20 protein-coding genes and 1 pseudogene are annotated in these 17,402 nt (G+C 71.8%); 14 read left to right on the forward strand and 7 right to left on the reverse strand.

The window, feature by feature from the left end; all coding sequences use genetic code 11:
• Positions 1-25: 25 nt before the first annotated feature.
• The 4 genes from dhaK (at position 26) to OG494_RS45480 (ending at position 4,218) form a co-directional block, all read left to right on the forward strand.
• On the forward strand, positions 26-1,027 hold the full coding sequence (gene dhaK / locus OG494_RS45465; RefSeq protein ID WP_328449593.1) for a dihydroxyacetone kinase subunit DhaK: 1,002 nt from the start codon (positions 26-28) through the stop codon (positions 1,025-1,027).
• On the forward strand, positions 1,027-1,656 hold the full coding sequence (dhaL, locus tag OG494_RS45470) for a dihydroxyacetone kinase subunit DhaL (protein WP_328449595.1): 630 nt from the start codon (positions 1,027-1,029) through the stop codon (positions 1,654-1,656). The genes dhaK and dhaL overlap by 1 nt, the downstream gene beginning before the upstream one ends.
• Positions 1,653-2,330, forward strand: coding sequence for a dihydroxyacetone kinase phosphoryl donor subunit DhaM (gene dhaM / locus OG494_RS45475; RefSeq protein ID WP_328449597.1), 678 nt, complete (start codon positions 1,653-1,655; stop codon positions 2,328-2,330). The genes dhaL and dhaM overlap by 4 nt, the downstream gene beginning before the upstream one ends.
• 118 nt (positions 2,331-2,448) lie before the next feature.
• A complete protein-coding gene (locus OG494_RS45480) occupies positions 2,449-4,218 on the forward strand; it encodes a 3-hydroxyacyl-CoA dehydrogenase family protein (protein WP_328449599.1) in 1,770 nt (589 codons plus the stop codon).
• Here OG494_RS45480 and OG494_RS45485 read toward each other — a convergent pair whose 3' ends face one another.
• The 3 genes and pseudogenes from OG494_RS45485 to OG494_RS45495 form a co-directional block, all read right to left on the reverse strand.
• A complete protein-coding gene (locus OG494_RS45485) occupies positions 4,219-4,716 on the reverse strand; it encodes a hypothetical protein (RefSeq protein ID WP_328449601.1) in 498 nt (165 codons plus the stop codon).
• Positions 4,717-4,884: 168 nt separating this feature from the next.
• Positions 4,885-5,312, reverse strand: a pseudogene (locus OG494_RS45490) (nucleoside deaminase).
• Positions 5,309-6,148 carry an LLM class flavin-dependent oxidoreductase gene (locus OG494_RS45495; protein ID WP_328449603.1) on the reverse strand — a complete coding sequence of 280 codons (840 nt, stop codon included), beginning with the start codon at positions 6,146-6,148 and terminating at the stop codon, positions 5,309-5,311. Before OG494_RS45495 ends, OG494_RS45490 begins: the two are co-directional and overlap by 4 nt.
• A 93-nt stretch (positions 6,149-6,241) precedes the next feature.
• Here OG494_RS45495 and OG494_RS45500 point away from each other — a divergent pair, with 93 nt between their 5' ends.
• The gene (locus OG494_RS45500) at positions 6,242-6,706 is read left to right on the forward strand and encodes an Lrp/AsnC family transcriptional regulator (RefSeq protein ID WP_328449605.1); all 465 of its coding nucleotides are present in this window, start codon (positions 6,242-6,244) and stop codon (positions 6,704-6,706) included.
• On the forward strand, positions 6,690-7,214 hold the full coding sequence (locus OG494_RS45505) for an adenylate kinase (protein ID WP_328449607.1): 525 nt from the start codon (positions 6,690-6,692) through the stop codon (positions 7,212-7,214). The genes OG494_RS45500 and OG494_RS45505 overlap by 17 nt, the downstream gene beginning before the upstream one ends.
• A 2-nt stretch (positions 7,215-7,216) precedes the next feature.
• Here OG494_RS45505 and OG494_RS45510 read toward each other — a convergent pair whose 3' ends face one another.
• Positions 7,217-7,693: an Lrp/AsnC family transcriptional regulator gene (locus OG494_RS45510; RefSeq protein ID WP_328449609.1), complete on the reverse strand. Its 477-nt coding sequence runs from the start codon at positions 7,691-7,693 to the stop codon at positions 7,217-7,219.
• A gap of 58 nt (positions 7,694-7,751) precedes the next feature.
• Between OG494_RS45510 and OG494_RS45515 the strand changes: the two genes are divergently transcribed.
• Positions 7,752-8,870: a trans-sulfuration enzyme family protein gene (locus tag OG494_RS45515; RefSeq protein ID WP_328449611.1), complete on the forward strand. Its 1,119-nt coding sequence runs from the start codon at positions 7,752-7,754 to the stop codon at positions 8,868-8,870.
• Between the two features lie 6 nt (positions 8,871-8,876).
• Here the strand turns inward: OG494_RS45515 and OG494_RS45520 are convergent, their stop codons facing one another.
• Positions 8,877-9,086: an FmdB family zinc ribbon protein gene (locus OG494_RS45520; RefSeq protein WP_247057042.1), complete on the reverse strand. Its 210-nt coding sequence runs from the start codon at positions 9,084-9,086 to the stop codon at positions 8,877-8,879.
• A gap of 45 nt (positions 9,087-9,131) precedes the next feature.
• Between OG494_RS45520 and OG494_RS45525 the strand changes: the two genes are divergently transcribed.
• Positions 9,132-10,256 carry an alkaline phosphatase family protein gene (locus OG494_RS45525; protein WP_328449613.1) on the forward strand — a complete coding sequence of 375 codons (1,125 nt, stop codon included), beginning with the start codon at positions 9,132-9,134 and terminating at the stop codon, positions 10,254-10,256.
• Between the two features lie 211 nt (positions 10,257-10,467).
• On the forward strand, positions 10,468-10,773 hold the full coding sequence (locus tag OG494_RS45530) for a hypothetical protein (protein ID WP_328449615.1): 306 nt from the start codon (positions 10,468-10,470) through the stop codon (positions 10,771-10,773).
• A gap of 36 nt (positions 10,774-10,809) precedes the next feature.
• On the opposite strand, the gene OG494_RS45535 is transcribed toward OG494_RS45530, so the two are convergent.
• A complete protein-coding gene (locus OG494_RS45535; RefSeq protein ID WP_328449617.1) occupies positions 10,810-11,349 on the reverse strand; it encodes a GNAT family N-acetyltransferase in 540 nt (179 codons plus the stop codon).
• Between OG494_RS45535 and OG494_RS45540 the strand changes: the two genes are divergently transcribed.
• A complete protein-coding gene (locus OG494_RS45540) occupies positions 11,348-12,109 on the forward strand; it encodes an alpha/beta fold hydrolase (RefSeq protein WP_328449619.1) in 762 nt (253 codons plus the stop codon). The two genes, OG494_RS45535 and OG494_RS45540, sit on opposite strands and share 2 nt — an antisense overlap.
• Here the strand turns inward: OG494_RS45540 and OG494_RS45545 are convergent.
• Positions 12,097-12,924, reverse strand: coding sequence for a phosphotransferase (locus tag OG494_RS45545; RefSeq protein ID WP_328449621.1), 828 nt, complete (start codon positions 12,922-12,924; stop codon positions 12,097-12,099). The genes OG494_RS45540 and OG494_RS45545 overlap by 13 nt on opposite strands.
• Positions 12,925-13,060: 136 nt before the next feature.
• Here OG494_RS45545 and ctaD point away from each other — a divergent pair, with 136 nt between their 5' ends.
• The 4 genes from ctaD (at position 13,061) to OG494_RS45565 (ending at position 17,401) form a co-directional block, all read left to right on the forward strand.
• On the forward strand, positions 13,061-14,842 hold the full coding sequence (gene ctaD / locus OG494_RS45550) for an aa3-type cytochrome oxidase subunit I (RefSeq protein WP_328449623.1): 1,782 nt from the start codon (positions 13,061-13,063) through the stop codon (positions 14,840-14,842).
• A 120-nt stretch (positions 14,843-14,962) separates the two neighbouring features.
• A complete protein-coding gene (gene serB / locus OG494_RS45555; RefSeq protein WP_328449625.1) occupies positions 14,963-16,192 on the forward strand; it encodes a phosphoserine phosphatase SerB in 1,230 nt (409 codons plus the stop codon).
• Positions 16,189-16,983, forward strand: a complete 795-nt coding sequence (locus tag OG494_RS45560) for a peptidyl-tRNA hydrolase (protein WP_328449627.1) — start codon at positions 16,189-16,191, stop codon at positions 16,981-16,983. The genes serB and OG494_RS45560 overlap by 4 nt, the downstream gene beginning before the upstream one ends.
• 16 nt (positions 16,984-16,999) lie before the next feature.
• Positions 17,000-17,401 (forward strand): OsmC family protein, encoded by a 402-nt coding sequence (locus OG494_RS45565; protein ID WP_328449629.1) that lies wholly within the window; start codon positions 17,000-17,002, stop codon positions 17,399-17,401.
• The last annotated feature ends 1 nt before the right edge of the window (position 17,402 follow it).

The raw sequence follows: 17,402 nt of genomic DNA on the forward strand, positions 1-17,402 counted from the left end.
ACCCGCTGATGTGCCGGAGGTTGCCGTGAAGAAGATCATCAACGATCCGGCGAACGTGGTCGTGGAGTCGCTGCGGGGCCTCGCCGCCGCGCACGCCGACATCCTCCGCGTCCAGCAGGACCCGGACGTCGTGGTCCGGGCCGACGCCCCGGTCGCGGGCAAGGTCGCCGTCATCTCCGGCGGCGGATCCGGGCACGAGCCGCTGCACGGCGGCTTCGTCGGCCAGGGCATGCTCGCCGCCGCCGTCCCGGGCGCCGTGTTCACCTCGCCCACCCCGGACGCCGTGCAGGCCGCCGTCACCGCGACCACGGGGGACGCGGGTGCCCTGCTGATCGTGAAGAACTACACCGGCGACGTGCTCAACTTCGAGACCGCCGCCGAGCTGGCCGCCGCCGAGGGCCTCGAGGTGCGCAGCGTCGTGATCGACGACGACGTCGCGGTCAAGGACTCGACGTTCACCGCGGGCCGCCGCGGGGTCGGCGGCACGGTCCTGCTGGAGAAGATCACCGGCGCCGCCGCCGAGCGTGGCGACTCGCTCGACGCCGTGACCGCGCTGGCGGAGAAGGTGATCGGCCAGGTGCGCTCGATCGGCGTCGCGCTGACCGCGCCGACCGTGCCGCACGCCGGCACCCCCAGCTTCGAGCTCGCCGACGACGAGATCGAGTTCGGCATCGGCATCCACGGCGAGCCCGGCCGCGAACGGATCCCGCTCGAACCGGCCGACGCGCTGGTCGCGCGGCTGGTCGAGGCGGTCGTCTCGGACCTGCCGTTCGCCTCCGGCGACCGGGTCCTGCTGTTCACCAACTCGATGGGCGGCACTCCGCTGGTCGAGCTCTACCTGGCCCACGGCATCGCCGAGCGGCTGCTGGCCGAGCGTGGGATCGTGGTCGAACGCCGGCTGGTCGGGCCGTACATCACCAGCCTCGAGATGCAGGGGATGAGTCTCACGTTGCTCAAACTGGACGACGAGCTGACGGCGCTCTGGGACGCGCCGGTCAACACCGCGGCCCTGCGGTGGGGGGTCTGATGACCTGCAAGTCCGAGGGGGTCGCGGCGGCCGTGCGCGCCGCCGCGGCGGTGGTCGCCGAGCACCGGGCCGAACTGGTCGAGCTCGACCGCGCGATCGGCGACGGCGACCACGGCGAGAACCTGAACCGCGGCTTCACGGCCGTCGTCGCGGCGCTGGACGCCGCCGAGCCGGACACCCCGGGCGGGGTGCTGAAGCTCGTCGCGACGACGCTGATCTCCAAGGTCGGCGGAGCGGCCGGCCCGTTGTACGGCACGGCTTTCCTGCGTGCCTCGGCCAAGCTGGGCACGACCGCCGAACTCGACGTCCCGGCGCTGGTGGACGCGCTGCGGGCCGGGCTCGAAGGCGTCCAGGCCCGCGGGAAGGCCGTGGAAGGCGACGCGACCATGGTCGACGCGCTGATCCCCGCGCTCGCGGCCGCGGAGAAGGCGGCCGAGGACGGCGGGGACGTCGCCGCCGTGCTGACCGCGGCCGCCGACGCCGCCGACCGCGGTGCCGAGTCCACAGTGGATCTGGTGCCGCGCAAAGGCCGGGCGTCCTACCTGGGCGAGCGGGCGGTGGGCCACATGGACCCGGGCGCGCGGTCGTCGGCGCTGCTGCTGCGGGCGTTCGCGGGAGCTGCCCGGTGAGCGTCGGCATCGTGCTCGTGTCGCACAGCGGGAAGCTCGCGGAAGGCCTCGCCGAACTGGCCGCCCAGATGGCCCCGGACGTCACGATCCTGCCGGCCGGCGGCCTGCCCGGCGGCGAGATCGGCACGGACTACGACGAGGTCGTCGCGGCCACCCAGCGCGCCGACTCCGGCGCCGGGGTCGTGCTGCTCTACGACCTCGGCAGCGCCCAGATGACCGCCGAGCTGGCCGTCGAGTCGCTGGCCGACCCGTCGGCCGCCCTCGTCGCGGACGGCCCGCTGGTCGAAGGCGCGATCGCTGCGGCCGTCGCGGCGCAGGCCGGGCAGGACCGCAAAGCGGTGGCGGAGGCCGCCGCGGCGGCCGGGATGCCCGAGGATCTGATGCCCGCCGCTACGCCGGCCGCCGGCGGGAGTGACGAGATCGAGCTGGAGCTGCGCAACGAGGTCGGGCTGCACGCCCGGCCGGCCGCGGTGCTGGTGCGCACGCTGAGCGCGTTCGACGCCGAGGTGAGGGTGGGCCTCGGCGAGCAGGAGGCCGATGGGCACAGCGTGCTGGCCCTGATGTCGCTCGGCGCCCGCCAGGGCGACCGGATCCGCGTCCGGGCGAGCGGCCCGCAGGCAGCCGAGGCGCTGGCGAAGGCAAAAGAGCTGGTGGACGGCAATTTCGGCGAGTGAGACCGCGTTGCCGACCGGGTGACATCCGCGGTTCTGACTCGATTCCGTGTGGGCTTCAGACGACGGCGCGTGGCAGTATCGGGGCAATTACCGGCGAGTAACATCACTGGAGGCCTCGATGGCGCGGGACATCTCGACAGTCGGAGTGGTCGGCCTCGGCACGATGGGGGCCGGTATCGCCGAAGTGCTCGCGCGCAGCGGGCTCGACGTCATCACGGTCGAGCTCGACGAGACGGGCGTCGCGCGCGGCCGGGGGCATCTGGAGCACTCGACCGAGCGCGCCCTGTCCGGCGGCAAGCTCGACGAAGCCGGCCGGGAGGCGCTGCTGGGCCGGATCCGGTACAGCACCTCGCTCTCCGATCTGTCCGATGTGGACCTCGTGGTCGAGGCGATCCCGGAGAGCCTGGCGGCCAAGGCCGACGTGTTCGCGCAGCTGGACAAGGTCACCCGGCCGGAGGTCGTCTTCGCGTCCAACACGTCGTCGCTGTCGATCACCGAGATCGGCGTGCACACCGCACGTCCCGGCAAGGTCGTCGGCATGCACTTCTTCAACCCGGCGCCGGTGCAGAAGCTCGTCGAGATCGTGAAAACGGTCGTGACCGAGCCCGAGGTGGTCACCGACGCCGTCGCCTTCGCCGAGCGGCTGGGCAAGGTGCCGGTGGTGATCGGCGACCGGGCCGGGTTCATCGCGAACGCGCTGCTGTTCGGCTACCTGAACCACGCGGTGCGGATGTACGAGCAGCGCTACGCCACGCGCGAGGACCTCGACGCCGCGATGCGCTTCGGCTGCGGTTACCCCATGGGCCCGCTTGCGCTGCTCGACCTGATCGGGCTGGACACCGCGAACGAGATCCTCGACACGATGTACCACCAGTCCCGCAACCGGTTGCACGCGCCGGCGCCGCTGCTCAAGCAGATGATCACGGCGGGCCTGCTCGGCCGCAAGACCGGTCGCGGCTTCTACACCTACGACGCGCCGGACTCGCCGAATGTGGTCGCGGACGCCGCCAAAACGTCCACTGTGGACGGTGTCTCGCCGCGGCCGGTCGCGAAGGTCGGCGTGGTCGGCACCGGGACGATGGCCACCGGCATCGCGGAGGTCTTCGCCAAGCGCGGCCTCGACGTCGTGCTGCGCGCTCGGAGCCTGGAGAAGGCCCAGGCGTCGGTGGCGAAGGTGAAGAAGTCGCTCGACAAGGCCGTCGTCAAGGGCAAACTGTCCGAAGAGGACGCGGCTCTTGCCTTGGCGAGGATCACCCCGGTCACCGATTTCGAAGCCCTGGCCGACGTCGACCTGGTCGTCGAAGCGGTGGCCGAAGAGCTTTCGGTGAAGCAGGCGGTGTTCGCGGCCCTGGACGAGGTCGTCCGCCCCGCCGCCGTCCTGGCCACGACGACGTCGTCCCTGCCGGTGATCGAGTGCGCCGCGGCGACCTCCCGGCCGGCCGATGTGGTCGGTCTCCACTTCTTCAACCCGGCCCCGGTGATGAAGCTGGTGGAGGTCGTGTCGACGATCGCGACGGCCCCGGACGTGGTCGCCACGGCGAGCGCGGTCTGCCAGGCGGTCGGCAAACACGCGGTGCACTGCGGCGACCGGGCGGGATTCATCGTCAACGCGCTGCTGTTCCCCTACCTCAACGACGCCGTGAAGATGCTGGAAGCCCACTACGCCGGCGCCGACGACATCGACACGGCGATGAAGGTCGGCTGCGGCCTGCCGATGGGCCCGTTCGAGCTGCTGGACGTCGTGGGCCTCGACGTCTCCCTGGCCATCCAGCGGACGCTGTACAACGAGTTCCGCGAGGAAGGCTTCGCGCCGGCGCCGCTGCTGGAGCACCTGGTCACCGCCGGGCGCCTGGGCCGGAAGACCGGGAAGGGCTTCAAGGACTACTGATCAGTTCCCCAGGCTCAGCGCGACGCTCCCGGTGCGCGCCTCCTCGGGCGGCACCATGATCCGGCCGCGGTGGGAGACCTCGACCAGGTAGAACTTCTCGCCCGCGGGGACGTTCGCCGCGGACAGGGAGAACACGCAGGTGCCCATGCCCGCCGGCCGCCCGGTGCCGAGCGCGCCCTGGGAAAGCACGGTGCCGGCGGCGCTGTAGACCGTGACCCTCGTACCACCGGAGATGTCCGAGTAGCCGCCGGAGCCACCGCAGGTGCCGAAACCGTCCCCGCCGCTGTTCAAGGTGAACGTGCCACGGAGGTCGAACGACCCGCCGGCCGGACCGGCGGGACCGCCGGAGCCGGCCAGGCCGAGGCCGAGCCACAGCGCGCCGACCAGCGCGGCGCCACCCGTGGCCGCGAGCAGCAGGTGCCACGGACTGGTCCTGCTCCTGGTCCGAGCCCGTGCGGCCGGCGGCGCGACGGGATCCGGTTGGTACAGGTCGGTCATCGGGACACCTCCGGTCGGCACGATCGGCGGGTCCGTTCGTGCGAAGGAGGTCGTCCGGAAAGCGGCGCCCGTTACCCCGGGGACCGGATCGTGCTCGGTCGGCGCAACGCTCGCCGGGACCCGTTCGCATCGAGCACCGGAACACTCGAGCAAGGCGTCCCGTGGCTGTTACCGGTAATAGCCCTCGACCGGGACGCGGGCCTCGTCGAACAACGCGGGGCCGTCGAGTTCGTGGCCGCCCCAGGTCACCGGCGGCCGCAGGGTGAGGAACTGCTCGGTCGACAGCGCGAAGACGACCCGGCCGAGCCCGGACCGCTCGATCGCGCCGGCGCACATCCCGCACGGCTGGGTGCTGGTGAACATCGTGGTCTTCGCCGCGACCTCCGGGGCGAGGTGCTGCGCCGCCCAGCGGGCCAGCTTCAGCTCCGGGTGCGCCGTGATGTCGTTGTCGGTGATCGAGGTGTTGCGGTCCTCGACCAGGATCTGACCGCCGGCGTCCGCCAGCAGGGAGCCGAACGGCGGGTTGCCGTGCACCTCCCGGCTTCGCGGGCCAGCTCGATCGCCCGCCGCAGCAGGGTTTCTTCGGTGTCCTTCATCGCTTCTCCTTCCAGGACGCGGCAATCGCCGCGAGGTCTCGCCAAGCCACTTCGGGGTGAAGGGTTTCGGCCGGGTCGGCGTCGAACGGGTCGAGCACGACGGTGTCCGCGCCCATCGCCCGCAACCGCGTCAGGTCGTCGAGGACCTGGTCGAGCGTGCCCTCGCCGGCGCGCCGCTCCGGCCCGGTCACGGGGGTACCGGTCAGCCGCAGCAGGATCCGCGGCGCGAACGCCGGCACCGGCTGGTCGCCGGCCAGGGTATTCAAGCGCCCCAAGCCTTCCCGGAACCCGGCCATGGTCAGCCGCAACGGGTGCCACGCGTCGCCGAGTTCGATCGCCCGGCGCAGCCCGGCGTCGCTGTGCCCGCCGAGCCAGAGCGGGATCGGGCCCGCGCGGTAGTCGTCGTGCTCGGCCCAGGCCGCGCGGATCGCCCGCAGGTACTCGGTGGTGAGCTTCCCGCGCTTCTCGAACGGGACGCCCAGCGCGTCGAACTCCTGCTTCGCCCAGCCGATGCCGGCGCCGAGCACCAGCCGGCCGCCGCTCAGCTGGTCGAGGTTCGCCGCCATCCGGGCAACCAGCAGGGGATGGCGGTACGGGACGACCAGCACGGTGGTCCCCAGGCGCACCCGGCTCGTGACGCCGGCCAGCCACGACAACGTCGTGAACGGCTCGTAGAACGGCGCCGGGTACTGCGCCGCGACGTCGGGGGTGATCGCGACGTGGTCGGACACCATCAGCAGGTCGTAGCCGAGGCCTTCCACGGTCTGCGCCCACGAGCGCAGCGCGTCGGGATCCGTGCCGGGGCCGAAGTTGGGGACGTTCACGCCGATCTTCACCCACCAAGGCTAACGAGGGGAAAGCGCTGATCGGAAGGGATCGGCCACGGTGTTCGATGGCTTCGGCCGTGGATCTCGCGGTATATTCGCCGAATGACCGAGAGTCTCGATCCGACCGACTGGGCCATCCTGGTCGAGCTCCAGCGCGACGCCCGGTTGCCCCTCACCGAGCTGGGCCGCCGGGTGAACCTCAGCGCGTCCGCGACGACCGAACGCCTCCGCCGCCTCGAGACCACCGGCGTGATCACCGGGTACCGCGCGGACATCGACCTCGGCAAGGTCGGGTACGCGGTGCTCGCCGTCGTCCGGCTCAAGTACCCGGGCAGCCGCCACGAGCCGCTGCACAAGCTGCTCGCCGAGCGCTTCGAGATCCTCGAATGCGTGCGCACCACCGGCGACGACTGCTACACGCTCAAGGTCGCCGCGGCCTCGATGGCCCACCTCGAGCACACGATGGACGAGCTGGCCCAGTTCGGCAGCACGACCACGAGCATCGTCTACAGCCAGACCCTGCCCTACCGCGGTCCGCAGGAGCCTGCCCGTGACTTCGATTCCTGACCGGATCGTCGTCTACGGCGTCACCGGCTCGGGCAAGTCGACGCTCGCCGCGCGGATCGCCGAGCGCACCGGCCTGCCGTACCACTCGGCGGACGACCTGACCTGGGAGCCGGGCTGGGTCGCGGTACCCGACGAGGAGCAACGCCGCCGCATCGCGGAGGTCTGCGCGGGGGAGCGCTGGGTCCTCGACGCCGCGTACAGCAGGTGGAAGGACGTCGTGCTCCCCCGTACCCAGCTCATCGTGGGTCTCGACTACCCGCGCTGGCTTTCGCTGGGCCGCCTGGTGCGCCGGACGGCCGTGCGGTCGGTGACCCGCGAGCGGATCTGCAACGGCAACGTCGAGTCGTTCCGCCAGATGTTCTCCGCGGACTCGATCATCCACTGGCACTTCGCTTCGTTCGCGCGGAAACGGGCGACCATCCGGGGCTGGGCCGCCGAACCGCCGTGCCCCGTGGTCCTCCGCATGACGTCCCCGCGTGAGACCCGCCGGTGGCTCGACACGCTGTGACCTCAGGTGTTCGGCGGTAGCAGCGGGCCGCCGCTCCAGTGCTGGAACACCAGGTTCGTGTGCACGCGGGCGACCTCGTCGCGGGCGGTCAGCTCGTCGAGCACCAGCCGCTGCAGCTCGCCGGCCGAGCTGGTGGCGACGTGCGCGAGGAAGTCGTCCGGCCCGGTCAGGTGGTAGACCGCGCGCACCTCGGGCAGGGACAGCAGGTGCTCGATGAACGGGTCCACCAGCGGCCGCCGGTGCGGGCGCACCTGGACGAACAGGAACGCCTCCAGCGGCCGGCCGAGCTTCGCCGCGTCGACCGACGCGTGCTGCCCGGTGATCACGCCGGTGTCCCGCAGCCGCGTCACCCGGTCCAGGCACGTCGACGGCGCGATGCCGACCGCGGCCGCGAGGTCCTTGTTGGTGATCCGGGCGTCGTTCTGCAGCAGGCGCAGAATATCAAGATCAACCGGACTGAGTTCGACGTTCGCGGACATCAGCGAATGATATCCGAGACTGTTGCTCTCGATCCGGTGAAAGATCGAGCATGCTCGTATGACTTCCGCCCTGCGCACCCGCGCCGTCCACGCCGGCCGTGACGACCTCACGGACCTGGGCGTGCACGCCGCGCCGCTCGACCTGTCCACGACCTACCCGTCCCGTGACAGCGCCGGCGAAGCCGCCCGGATCGACGAGTTCGCCGCCGGTGGCGAGCTCGCCGGCCTGCCGATCTACGGCCGGGTGGGCAACCCGACCGTCGACCGGTTCGAGCGGGCCCTGGCCGAACTCGAAGGCTTCGACCACGGCGTGGCGTTCGCCAGCGGCATGGCCGCGGTCTCCGCGTGCCTGCTTTCCGCGGTGGCGCAAGGGAAACGGCACGTCGTCGCCGTGCGCCCGCTGTACGGCTGCAGTGACCACCTGCTCCAGTCGGGATTGCTCGGCACCGAGGTCACCTGGGCCGCGCCGGACGCCGTCGCCGCCGCGCTGCGGCCCGACACCGGCCTGGTGTTCGTCGAGACCCCGGCGAACCCGACGCTCGCCGAGGTCGACATCGCCGCACTCGCCGCCGTCTGCGGAGACGTGCCTTTGCTGGTGGACAACACTTTCGCGACGCCGGTGCTGCAGCGCCCGGGCCGCCACGGCGCCCGGATCGTGCTGCACAGCGCGACGAAGTTCCTCGGCGGCCACGGCGACGTGATGGGCGGGGTCGTCGCGTGCGACGCCGAGGAAGCCGCGCGGCTGCGGCAGATCCGCTTCGCCACCGGTGGCGTGCTGCACCCGCTGGCCGGCTATCTGTTGCTGCGCGGGCTTTCCACGCTTCCGCTGCGGGTCACCGCGGCGGCAGCGACCGCGGCGACGCTGGCCGAGCGGCTCGCCGCCCACCCGGCCGTGACGAAGGTGCACTACCCGCGCCTCGGCGGGCCGCTGGTGGCGTTCGAGGTCGACGGCGACCCGCACGCCCTGATCGGCGCCGTCCGGCTGATCACGCCGGCCGTCAGCCTCGGCAGCGTCGACACGCTCATCCAGCACCCGGGATCGATCAGCCACCGGATCGTCGACGCCGGCGACCGTCACGACGCCGGCGTGTCCGAGCAGCTCATCCGGCTCTCCGCCGGGCTGGAGGACGTCGAGGACCTCTGGCACGACCTCGAGCAGGCGCTGAAGGCCCTCTGAGGCCGATCAGCCGCAGCAGCCGCCGCCACAGCACCCGCCGCCACCGGCCGGGGCCGCGGGACCACCTGCGGCCCCGGTGAGGGCGACCGTGGTGAGCAGCTTGACGGTGTCCGCGTGGCCCTCCGGGCAGGCGGCCGGCGCGCCGGACTCGCTCATCGGGCGCAGGAGCTCGAAGGTCTCGGTGCACTCGCGGCAGCGGTAGGCGTAGGTCGGCATACGGGGATTATCGCCGGGCGGCACCCCGGATGGGAAGCTGGGCGCGTGCAGCCCCCTTCGCTCGCCGACGTCGCGCACCTCGGACAGGTCGTCCCCTCCCTGCTCGCCGCGCTCGGGGTCCCCGGCTGCGCGAACACGCTCGCCCTGCCGGAGGCGCGCAGTGCTGCGGTGTTGCTGATCGACGGGCTCGGCTGGGAGCTGCTGACCGAGCACGCCGCGGACGCCCCGGTGCTGACCGAGCTCGCCCGGCGGACGTTGCGCGTGGGCTTCCCGTCGACGACCGCGGCCGGGGTGGCCGCGATCGGGACCGGCCTCGCGTCCGGCGAGCACGGCATGGTCGGCTACACCTTCGAGATGCCGGGTGTCGGTGTGCTCAACGCGTTGCGCTGGCGCAGCCACGAGGACGGCGGTGACCTGCGCGGCGCCCTCCCGCCGCGTGAGGTGCAGCCGCTGCCGACGACGTTCGAGCGCGCCGCCGAGGCCGGGATCGACGCGGCCGTCGTGTCGTCCGCGCAGTTCGCCGACACCGCGCTGACCCGCGCCACCCAGAGCGGCGCGCGCTACGCCGGGGTGCACGCGCTCGGCGACCTCGCCGCCCGGACGTTGTCGGTGCTCGGCGGGCGGGCCTTCTGCTACGCCTACCACAACGAACTCGACCTGCTCGGGCACGTTTACGGCCCCGGCTCGACCGCGTGGCGGATGCAGCTGCGCCAGGTCGACCGCCTCGTCGAGTCCCTTGTGGACGGTCTGCCGGCCGGCGCCCTGCTCGCCGTGGTGGCCGACCACGGGATGGTGACCGTCGACGACAAGGTCGACCTCGAGGACGTGCCGGAGCTGCTGGCGGGCGTCCGGACGTTCGGGGGTGAGGTCCGGGCCCGGCACGTCTACACCGAGCCCGGGGCCGCCGCCGACGTGCTCGCCGCGTGGCGGGAAGTGGTGGGCGAGCGGGCCTGGGTGCGTTCGCGGGAGGAGGCCGTCGCCGAAGGGTGGTTCGGCCACACCGTCAGCGACCGGGTGCTGCCGCGGATCGGCGACGTCGTGGCCGCGGCCCGGGGGCGGTTCGGGATGGTCCGCGGGCTGGCCGAAGCCGTGGAGACGTCGTTGATCGGACAGCACGGTTCCCTGACCACCGCCGAGCAGCTGGTGCCGCTGGCGATCGCCCAGGGGTGACGGCCGCGACGTCGCGTACCTGGGCGGACGACTCGCGTACCTGGGCGGACGACTCGCGTACCTGGATGGACGACTCGCGTACCTGGATGGACGACTCGCGTACCTGGAGGGTCGGTTCGCGCGCTCCGGCGGGCATCACGCGTGATTGGCGGGTCGACACGGGGGCGGGCGGCGCGCGCGGGGGTGGGTGGGGTGCGGTTACCGTTTGGGCGTGCCTCGACGCAACCGTCCCGGCCGCCGCTCGGACGGTGGGCCGCCCGAGCGGGAGCTCGGTGCTGCCACCGGGTGGGCCCGGGCCGAAGCCGGGGCCGACGGCGAGTGGCTCGTGCGGACCGTGCCCGGCGCGCAGGCCACGAAGTTCTACCGCTGCCCCGGCTGTGACCACGAGATCCGGCCGGGCACGCCGCACCTCGTCGTCTGGCCCGCCGACGAGACCGGGTCCGTCGCCGACCGGCGGCACTGGCACCGGCCCTGCTGGGACGCCCGCGCCCGGCGCCGCCCGCAACGCCGCCGGTGATCCGCTTCTCTCTGGAGTTGTCAAACAACGGCCGGCTCAGCGCCGGTAGTGCCGCGACAGCGCGCCGTCGTACACCTCCTCCGTGTACTCGGTGAAGCCGAGCCGCTCGGCGACCCGCAGCGACGGCTTGTTGGCCACGTTCACGCTCGCCAGCACCGGCACGGACGCCTGCTCGCGGGCGCACCACTCCAGTACCGCGCGCCCGGCCTCGACCGCGTAGCCCTTGCCCCAGGCGGACGGCCGGAACCGGTAGCCGAGGTTGAGCACCTTCTCGCCGTGGAACTCGCGCAGCCGCACGCCGCACACGCCGATGACCTCCTTGCCGCCCGGTTCGGTCACCGCCAGGTAGCCGAAATCGTGCTCGGCCCAGTGCGCCAGCCAGGCGGTGAACATCTCCGACGCCCGCGGGACGTCGGGCGGGTCGGGGTGGAAGCGGTTGGTGCGCGGATCCGTGTGGATGTCGACCATCGCCTGCCGGTCCGCCTCGTGGAGCGGACGCAGCAGCAGCCGGTCGGTTTCGATGTCGGTGAACACGTCGGCGAAGCTAGCGCGGGGGTCCGACAAAATGACGCGCATGACCGAACTGCCGCTGGTCCTCCTCCACGCCTTTCCCCTGGATGCCCGCATGTGGAACGCGGTGCGCGAACCCCTGGCTTCACACCTTCGGGTGATCACTCCGGACCAGCGCGGGCTCGGCCGCTCGCCGCTGCCGGAGTCCGGCCGCGAGCCGGGTCTCGACGACGCCGCGCGCGACGTGGTCGCCCTGCTCGACCGGCTGGACCTGGACCGGGTGGTGCTCGGCGGCTGCTCGATGGGCGGCTACCTCGCGATGGCCGTGCTGCGGCTGGCGCCGGACCGCGTCGGCGGGCTCGTCTTCATCGACACCAAGGCCACGGCCGACACGCCCGAGGCCGCGCAGAGCCGGCTGGACGTCGCGGTGCGCGTCGAACAGGAGGGCATCGCGGGCTGGCTGGCCGAGGCCAACCTGCCGAACCTGCTGGCGGCGTCGACGCGCGCGGAGCGGCCCGACGTCGTCGAGACGGTCCGGGAGATCATCGAATCCCAGCCGCCCGCCGGGATCTCGTGGACCGCGCTGGCGCTGCGGACCCGGCCGGACTCCCTCGACCTGCTGCGCGACGCCGTCGTCCCGGCGCTGGTCGTGGTCGGGGAAGAGGACCCGATCACGCCCGTCGAGGCGGCGAGCGCGATGGTCGAGGCGATGCCCGGCGCCACGCTCGTGGTGCTGCCCGGGGCCGGTCACCTGACGCCGCTCGAGGACCCCGCGGGCGTCGTCGAAGCGATCCTCTCCTGGTACCCGGCAACTCACGAGAAGTAGGCGGCGAGCGCTTCGCGTGCTTCGGGAAGCCGGTGCGGGAACCGCTTCGCGATGATGAAGCGCCACGCGACGGCGAAGAGTTCGCGCAGTTCCGTACAGGCTTCGAGGGGGATGCCGGCCGAACCCGGGTAGGCGGCCGCGTACTCCGGGCCGCCCTGGCGGGCCAGGATCCCCAGGTCCCAGCCGAGCGGCCCGCGCCAGGTGTCCTCGAAGTCGAGCCAGCACGGCCCGGCCTCGGTGGCGATCAGGTTGCCGGGGTGCGCGTCGCCGTGCAGCGCCTGCACGGCGACGTCCGGCAGCGCGGCCTCGATCCGGGCGGCTTCGGCGCGCAGCCGGGGCGCCGCGCCATCCATCGCGGCGCCGTGCCGGTCGAGCATCCGTCCCAGGTCGTCCAGCGGCCCGCGCCGGGGCAGTTCGCCCGGGTACTCCCGCAGCGCCGCGTGCACTTCGGCGAGCGAGCGCGCGACGACGTCCGGTGCGTACCGGTGGTCCGGATCGTGCGGTGTGTGGTGCCAGAGCGTGACCGGCAGGCCGTCCGCGAAATGCGGGCCGGCCGGGGGATCGGCGAGGGGTGAGACGACGAGCACACCACGTTCGGTGAGGAAGCGGGAGACGGCCACGTCGCGGGCCAGCCAGGGCGCCGGCTCCGGCCGGGCGAGCAGCGTCGTCGCCGGCACCCTCGCCACCAGCGGACCCAGCCTCACCAGCACGTTCGAGCGTTCGTGGAGCACCTGCGGCGAGTGCTCCGGCAGCCCCAACCGGGTGGTCACGGTCAGGGCCGCGCGCACCGCCGCATGCGTGTACCCGTCGGCCATCCGCCGATCTTGCCAGCCGGTGCGCGCGACTGTCGGTAGCGAGGGCTACGATCCCTTCAAGCCGCCGGACCGGGTGTTCCCGAGCCCCGGTGGCGCGACGATGACCACCACAAGGTTTCAAGTGTTGGAGGCAGGAGTGACGGCCGTAGCCCCCAAGCCGATCGCGACGCGCCCGTATCCCGCGCGCGAGTCGGTCAAGGGTTCGTACCTGCTGCGGTTGTTCCGCACGACGGACCACAAGCAGATCGGGATCATGTACCTGGTCACGTCGTTCGCCTTCTTCATGGCGGGCGGCGCGATGGCCATGCTCATCCGTACCGAGCTGGCGCGACCCGGGCAGCAGTTCCTCTCGCAGGAGCAGTACAACCAGCTCTTCACCATGCACGGCACGGTGATGCTGCTGCTGTACGCGACGCCCATCCTCTTCGGGTTCGCGAACTTCATCCTCCCGCTGCAGATCGGTTCGCCGGACGTCGCCTTCCCGCGGCTGAACGCGTTCTCCTACTGGCTGTACCTCTTCGGCGGCCTGATCGTGCTGTCGGGCTTCCTGACGCCGGGTGGCGCCGCCGACTTCGGCTGGTTCGCCTACACCCCGCTGTCGGACGCGATCCACTCGCCGGGCGTCGGCGCGGACCTGTGGATCTCGGGCCTGGTGGTCTCCGGTCTGGGCACCATCCTCGGCGCGGTCAACATGGTCACCACCGTGGTCTGCCTGCGCGCGCCGGGCATGACGATGTACCGGATGCCGATCTTCACCTGGAACATCCTGGTGACGTCGATCCTGATCCTGCTCGCCTTCCCGATCCTGACCGCGGCCCTGATGGGCCTGCTGGCGGACCGGCATCTGGGGGCACACGTCTTCGACCCCGAAAACGGCGGCGTGATCCTCTGGCAGCACCTGTTCTGGTTCTTCGGCCATCCGGAGGTCTACATCGTCGCGCTCCCGTTCTTCGGGATCGTGTCGGAGATCTTCCCGGTGTTCAGCCGCAAGCCCATGTTCGGTTACAAGAGCCTGGTCTGGGCGACGCTGGCCATCGCGGCGCTGTCGGTCGCGGTGTGGGCGCACCACATGTACGCCACCGGCGCCGTGCTGCTGCCGTTCTTCTCCTTCATGACGTTCCTGATCGCGGTCCCGACCGGCGTGAAGTTCTTCAACTGGATCGGCACGATGTGGAAGGGCCAGCTGTCCTTCGAGACGCCGATGATCTTCTCGATGGGCTTCATCGTCACGTTCCTCTTCGGCGGCCTGACCGGCATCCTGCTGGCCGCGCCGGCGATCGACTTCCACGTGTCGGACAGCTACTTCGTCGTCGCGCACTTCCACTACGTGCTCTACGGCACGATCGTGTTCGCCACCTTCGCCGGCATCTACTTCTGGTTCCCGAAGATCACCGGCCGGATGATGGACGAGAAGCTCGGCAAGTGGCACTTCTGGACCACGTTCATCGGCTTCCACGGCACGTTCCTCGTCCAGCACTGGCTGGGCGCGGAAGGCATGCCGCGGCGGTACGCGGACTACCTGACCAGTGACGGCTTCACGACGCTGAACACGATCTCCACGATCGGCGCGTACATCCTCGGTGCCTCGACGCTGCCGTTCATCTGGAACGTCTTCAAGAGCTACCGGTACGGCGAGATCGTCACGGTGGACGACCCGTGGGGCTACGGCAACTCGCTCGAGTGGGCGACCTCCTGCCCGCCGCCGCGGCACAACTTCACCGAACTGCCCCGGATCCGGTCCGAGCGGCCGGCGTTCGAGCTGCACTACCCGCACATGATCGAGCGCCTCCACAAGGAGGGCGAGATCGGGTTCTTCGGCAAGCAGAAGCTGAACAGCCACGGCTCCGCGCCGTCACAGGTGCTGACCGAGAAGCTCATGCCGGGTGACCACAGCAAGGACAACTCGGGCGAGCAGTAAGACCCCCTGAACGAGTGAGAGCGTGTGTCCGGCTTTTGTGAAGCCGGGCACGCGCTCTACTTATGTCCAAGGCCGGACCGGCAGACTGTTCGTGCAGCGTTGCCGAGCGAGGGATGACCAGTGACCCAAACCCCCGTCCTGATCACGACGACCGGCCCCGACAAGCCGGGCGTCTCGTCCGTGCTGTTCGCCGTGCTGACCAGGCACGACGTCGACGTGCTCGACGTCGAGCAGGTCGTCATCCGCGGCCAGCTGGTGCTCGGGGTGCTCGCCGGGGTCTACCGCGACCCGGAGGGGCTGCAGGAGTCCGTCGAGCAGGCGATGGCGTCGGTCGGCATGCAGGTCGAGGTCAAGATCGGCGCGGCGATCGGGGCGGACCCGTTCGCGCTCGGCCGTCGCGACTCGTCGCACGTGCTGGTGGTGCTGGGCCGTCCGGTCACCGCCCGGGGCTTTTCCGAGGTCGCGCGCCGGCTCGCCGCGCTCGGCGTGAACATCGACTCGATCCGCAGCGTCGCCGACTACCCGGTGACCGGGCTGGAGCTGTACGTCTCGGTCGACCGCGACACGCCCGAAGCCGACGCCGCGTTGCGGACCGTGCTCGCCGACGCCGCTGTCGAGGCCGGCGTCGACATCGCGGTGGAACGCGCCGGGATCACCCGGCGGGCGAAGCGGCTGGTCGTCTTCGACGTCGACTCGACCCTGATCCAGGGTGAGGTCATCGAGATGCTGGGCGCGCACGCCGGCGTCGAGCCGGAGATCCGCGAGATCACCGAGGCCGCGATGCGCGGCGAGCTGAACTTCACCGAGTCATTGGAACGGCGCGTCGCGCTGCTGGCCGGGCTGCCGGCCACGGCGATCGACGAGGTCGCCGCGACGATCGAACTCACCCCGGGCGCCCGTACGACGATCCGCACGCTCAAGCGGATGGGGTTCAAGACCGGCGTGGTGTCCGGCGGGTTCACCCAGGTCATCGGCGGTCTGGTGGACGACCTCGGGCTGGACTTCGCGGCGGCGAACGAGCTCGAGATCGTGGACGGCAAGCTCACCGGCCGGGTGATCGGCGAGGTCGTCGACCGCGCGGGCAAGGCGAAGGTGCTTCGCCGCGTCGCCGGTGAATACGACATCCCGCTGGAGCAGTGCGTGGCGGTCGGGGACGGCGCCAACGACATCGACATGTTGTCCGCGGCCGGCATGGGGGTCGCGTTCAACGCCAAGCCCGCGCTGCGCGAAGTCGCCGATACCGCGCTCTCGCACCCCTACCTCGACGCCGTGCTGTTCGTGCTCGGCCTCACCCGCGGCGAGGTCGAAGCGGCCGACGCCGCCGCCGGACTCGAGCTGACGCGTCCGTGAGCAGCGTTCTCGACCCGCTGGGCAGCCGCTACGCCTACTGGCTGGGGCTGCCGCCCGAAGACACCTCGGACACCTCCGACGAGCTGCCGGAGGAGGTGCGGGCGATGCCGGTCATCCTGCGCATCGAACGCGCCGAGCCGCCGGGGCGCACGCCGCTGCTGGAGGCCGCCGCGGCGGCCGCGCTGGCGGTCTGCCTGGACGAGCGCGCCGAGCCCGAGGGCGAGTGGGCCGAGCCGATGCACGCGTGGCTCGACAACCGGATCCGCAAGGTCGCGCGGCGGGCGCGGGGCGCGCACTGGGCGGCGGTGCAGGACCTGCCGGGCGTCACCGTCGAGGTCGACGGCGCCGAGGCGCGGGCGCTGGTGCCGGGCTTGGTCACCGAAACGCCCAAAGAGGTGTCGCGGCTCCAGATCTCGGGCAGCGAGCTGCCGCCGGACGAGCCGGGCCCGATCCCGGACGGCGTCCCGCTGCTCCTGCTCAACCCGCAGGTCCCGATGACCGTCGGCAAAGGCGCCGCGCAGGTCGGCCACGCCACGATGATCCTCGCCGCGCTGCTGACCGAAGAACAGCTCGCCGGCTGGGCCGCGCGGGGCTACCGGACGGCCGTGCGCACCCCGAGTGTCGCGCGGTGGAAGGAACTGCACCCGGGCGACGACCCCGAGGGCGCGTGGCGGCGCGACCGCGTCATCGCGGTGCGGGACGCCGGGTTCACCGAGGTCGATCCCGGCACGATCACCGTCCTCGCGCAGTTTCCGCCCACGTACTGGACGCCGGAACAAGCGGTTTCCTGAGCCGGTTGGAGCCGATATGGGACTCGAAGTACAGCGCGACGGGCAGCACAGCTTCGTCGGACGCAACGACCGCGGCGCCGAGGTCCGGCTGGGCCGGACCGGTGCGGAGGGGGCGTTTTCGCCCGCGGAGCTGCTGCAGATCGCGGCCGCGGGCTGCAGCGCGGTGACGGCCGAAGAGCTGATCACGCGGCGGGTCGGCGAGAACGCGAAGTTCCGCGTCACCGTCTCGGCCGACCGGCGTGAAGGGGCCTCGGAACTGGACGCCGTGCACGTCGCCTTCGATGTCGATGTGTCGACTTTGGCGGCGGATCAGCGGGAGGCGCTGGCCGGTGCCGTGGACCGCGCGATCGAGCGGCTCTGCACGGTGAGCCGGACGCTCAAGAAGGGCATCCCGGTGACGGAGGAGTTCCCGACCTAGA

It is taken from the genome of Amycolatopsis sp. NBC_00438, from assembly GCF_036026695.1.
GTDB lineage: Bacteria > Actinomycetota > Actinomycetes > Mycobacteriales > Pseudonocardiaceae > Amycolatopsis.

Bases quoted from the DNA above. Each gene is read 5' to 3' on its own strand.
- OG494_RS45485 (WP_328449601.1), bottom strand. From the start codon at position 4,716: ATGACCGACCTGTACCAACCGGATCCCGTCGCGCCGCCGGCCGCACGG.
- OG494_RS45500 (WP_328449605.1), top strand. From the start codon at position 6,242: ATGACCGAGAGTCTCGATCCGACCGACTGGGCCATCCTGGTCGAGCTC.
- OG494_RS45565 (WP_328449629.1), top strand. From the start codon at position 17,000: ATGGGACTCGAAGTACAGCGCGACGGGCAGCACAGCTTCGTCGGACGC.
- OG494_RS45535 (WP_328449617.1), bottom strand. From the start codon at position 11,349: ATGCGCGTCATTTTGTCGGACCCCCGCGCTAGCTTCGCCGACGTGTTC.
- OG494_RS45540 (WP_328449619.1), top strand. From the start codon at position 11,348: ATGACCGAACTGCCGCTGGTCCTCCTCCACGCCTTTCCCCTGGATGCC.
- OG494_RS45510 (WP_328449609.1), bottom strand. From the start codon at position 7,693: ATGTCCGCGAACGTCGAACTCAGTCCGGTTGATCTTGATATTCTGCGC.
- OG494_RS45545 (WP_328449621.1), bottom strand. From the start codon at position 12,924: ATGGCCGACGGGTACACGCATGCGGCGGTGCGCGCGGCCCTGACCGTG.
- OG494_RS45515 (WP_328449611.1), top strand. From the start codon at position 7,752: ATGACTTCCGCCCTGCGCACCCGCGCCGTCCACGCCGGCCGTGACGAC.
- dhaL (WP_328449595.1), top strand. From the start codon at position 1,027: ATGACCTGCAAGTCCGAGGGGGTCGCGGCGGCCGTGCGCGCCGCCGCG.
- OG494_RS45520 (WP_247057042.1), bottom strand. From the start codon at position 9,086: ATGCCGACCTACGCCTACCGCTGCCGCGAGTGCACCGAGACCTTCGAG.
- OG494_RS45480 (WP_328449599.1), top strand. From the start codon at position 2,449: ATGGCGCGGGACATCTCGACAGTCGGAGTGGTCGGCCTCGGCACGATG.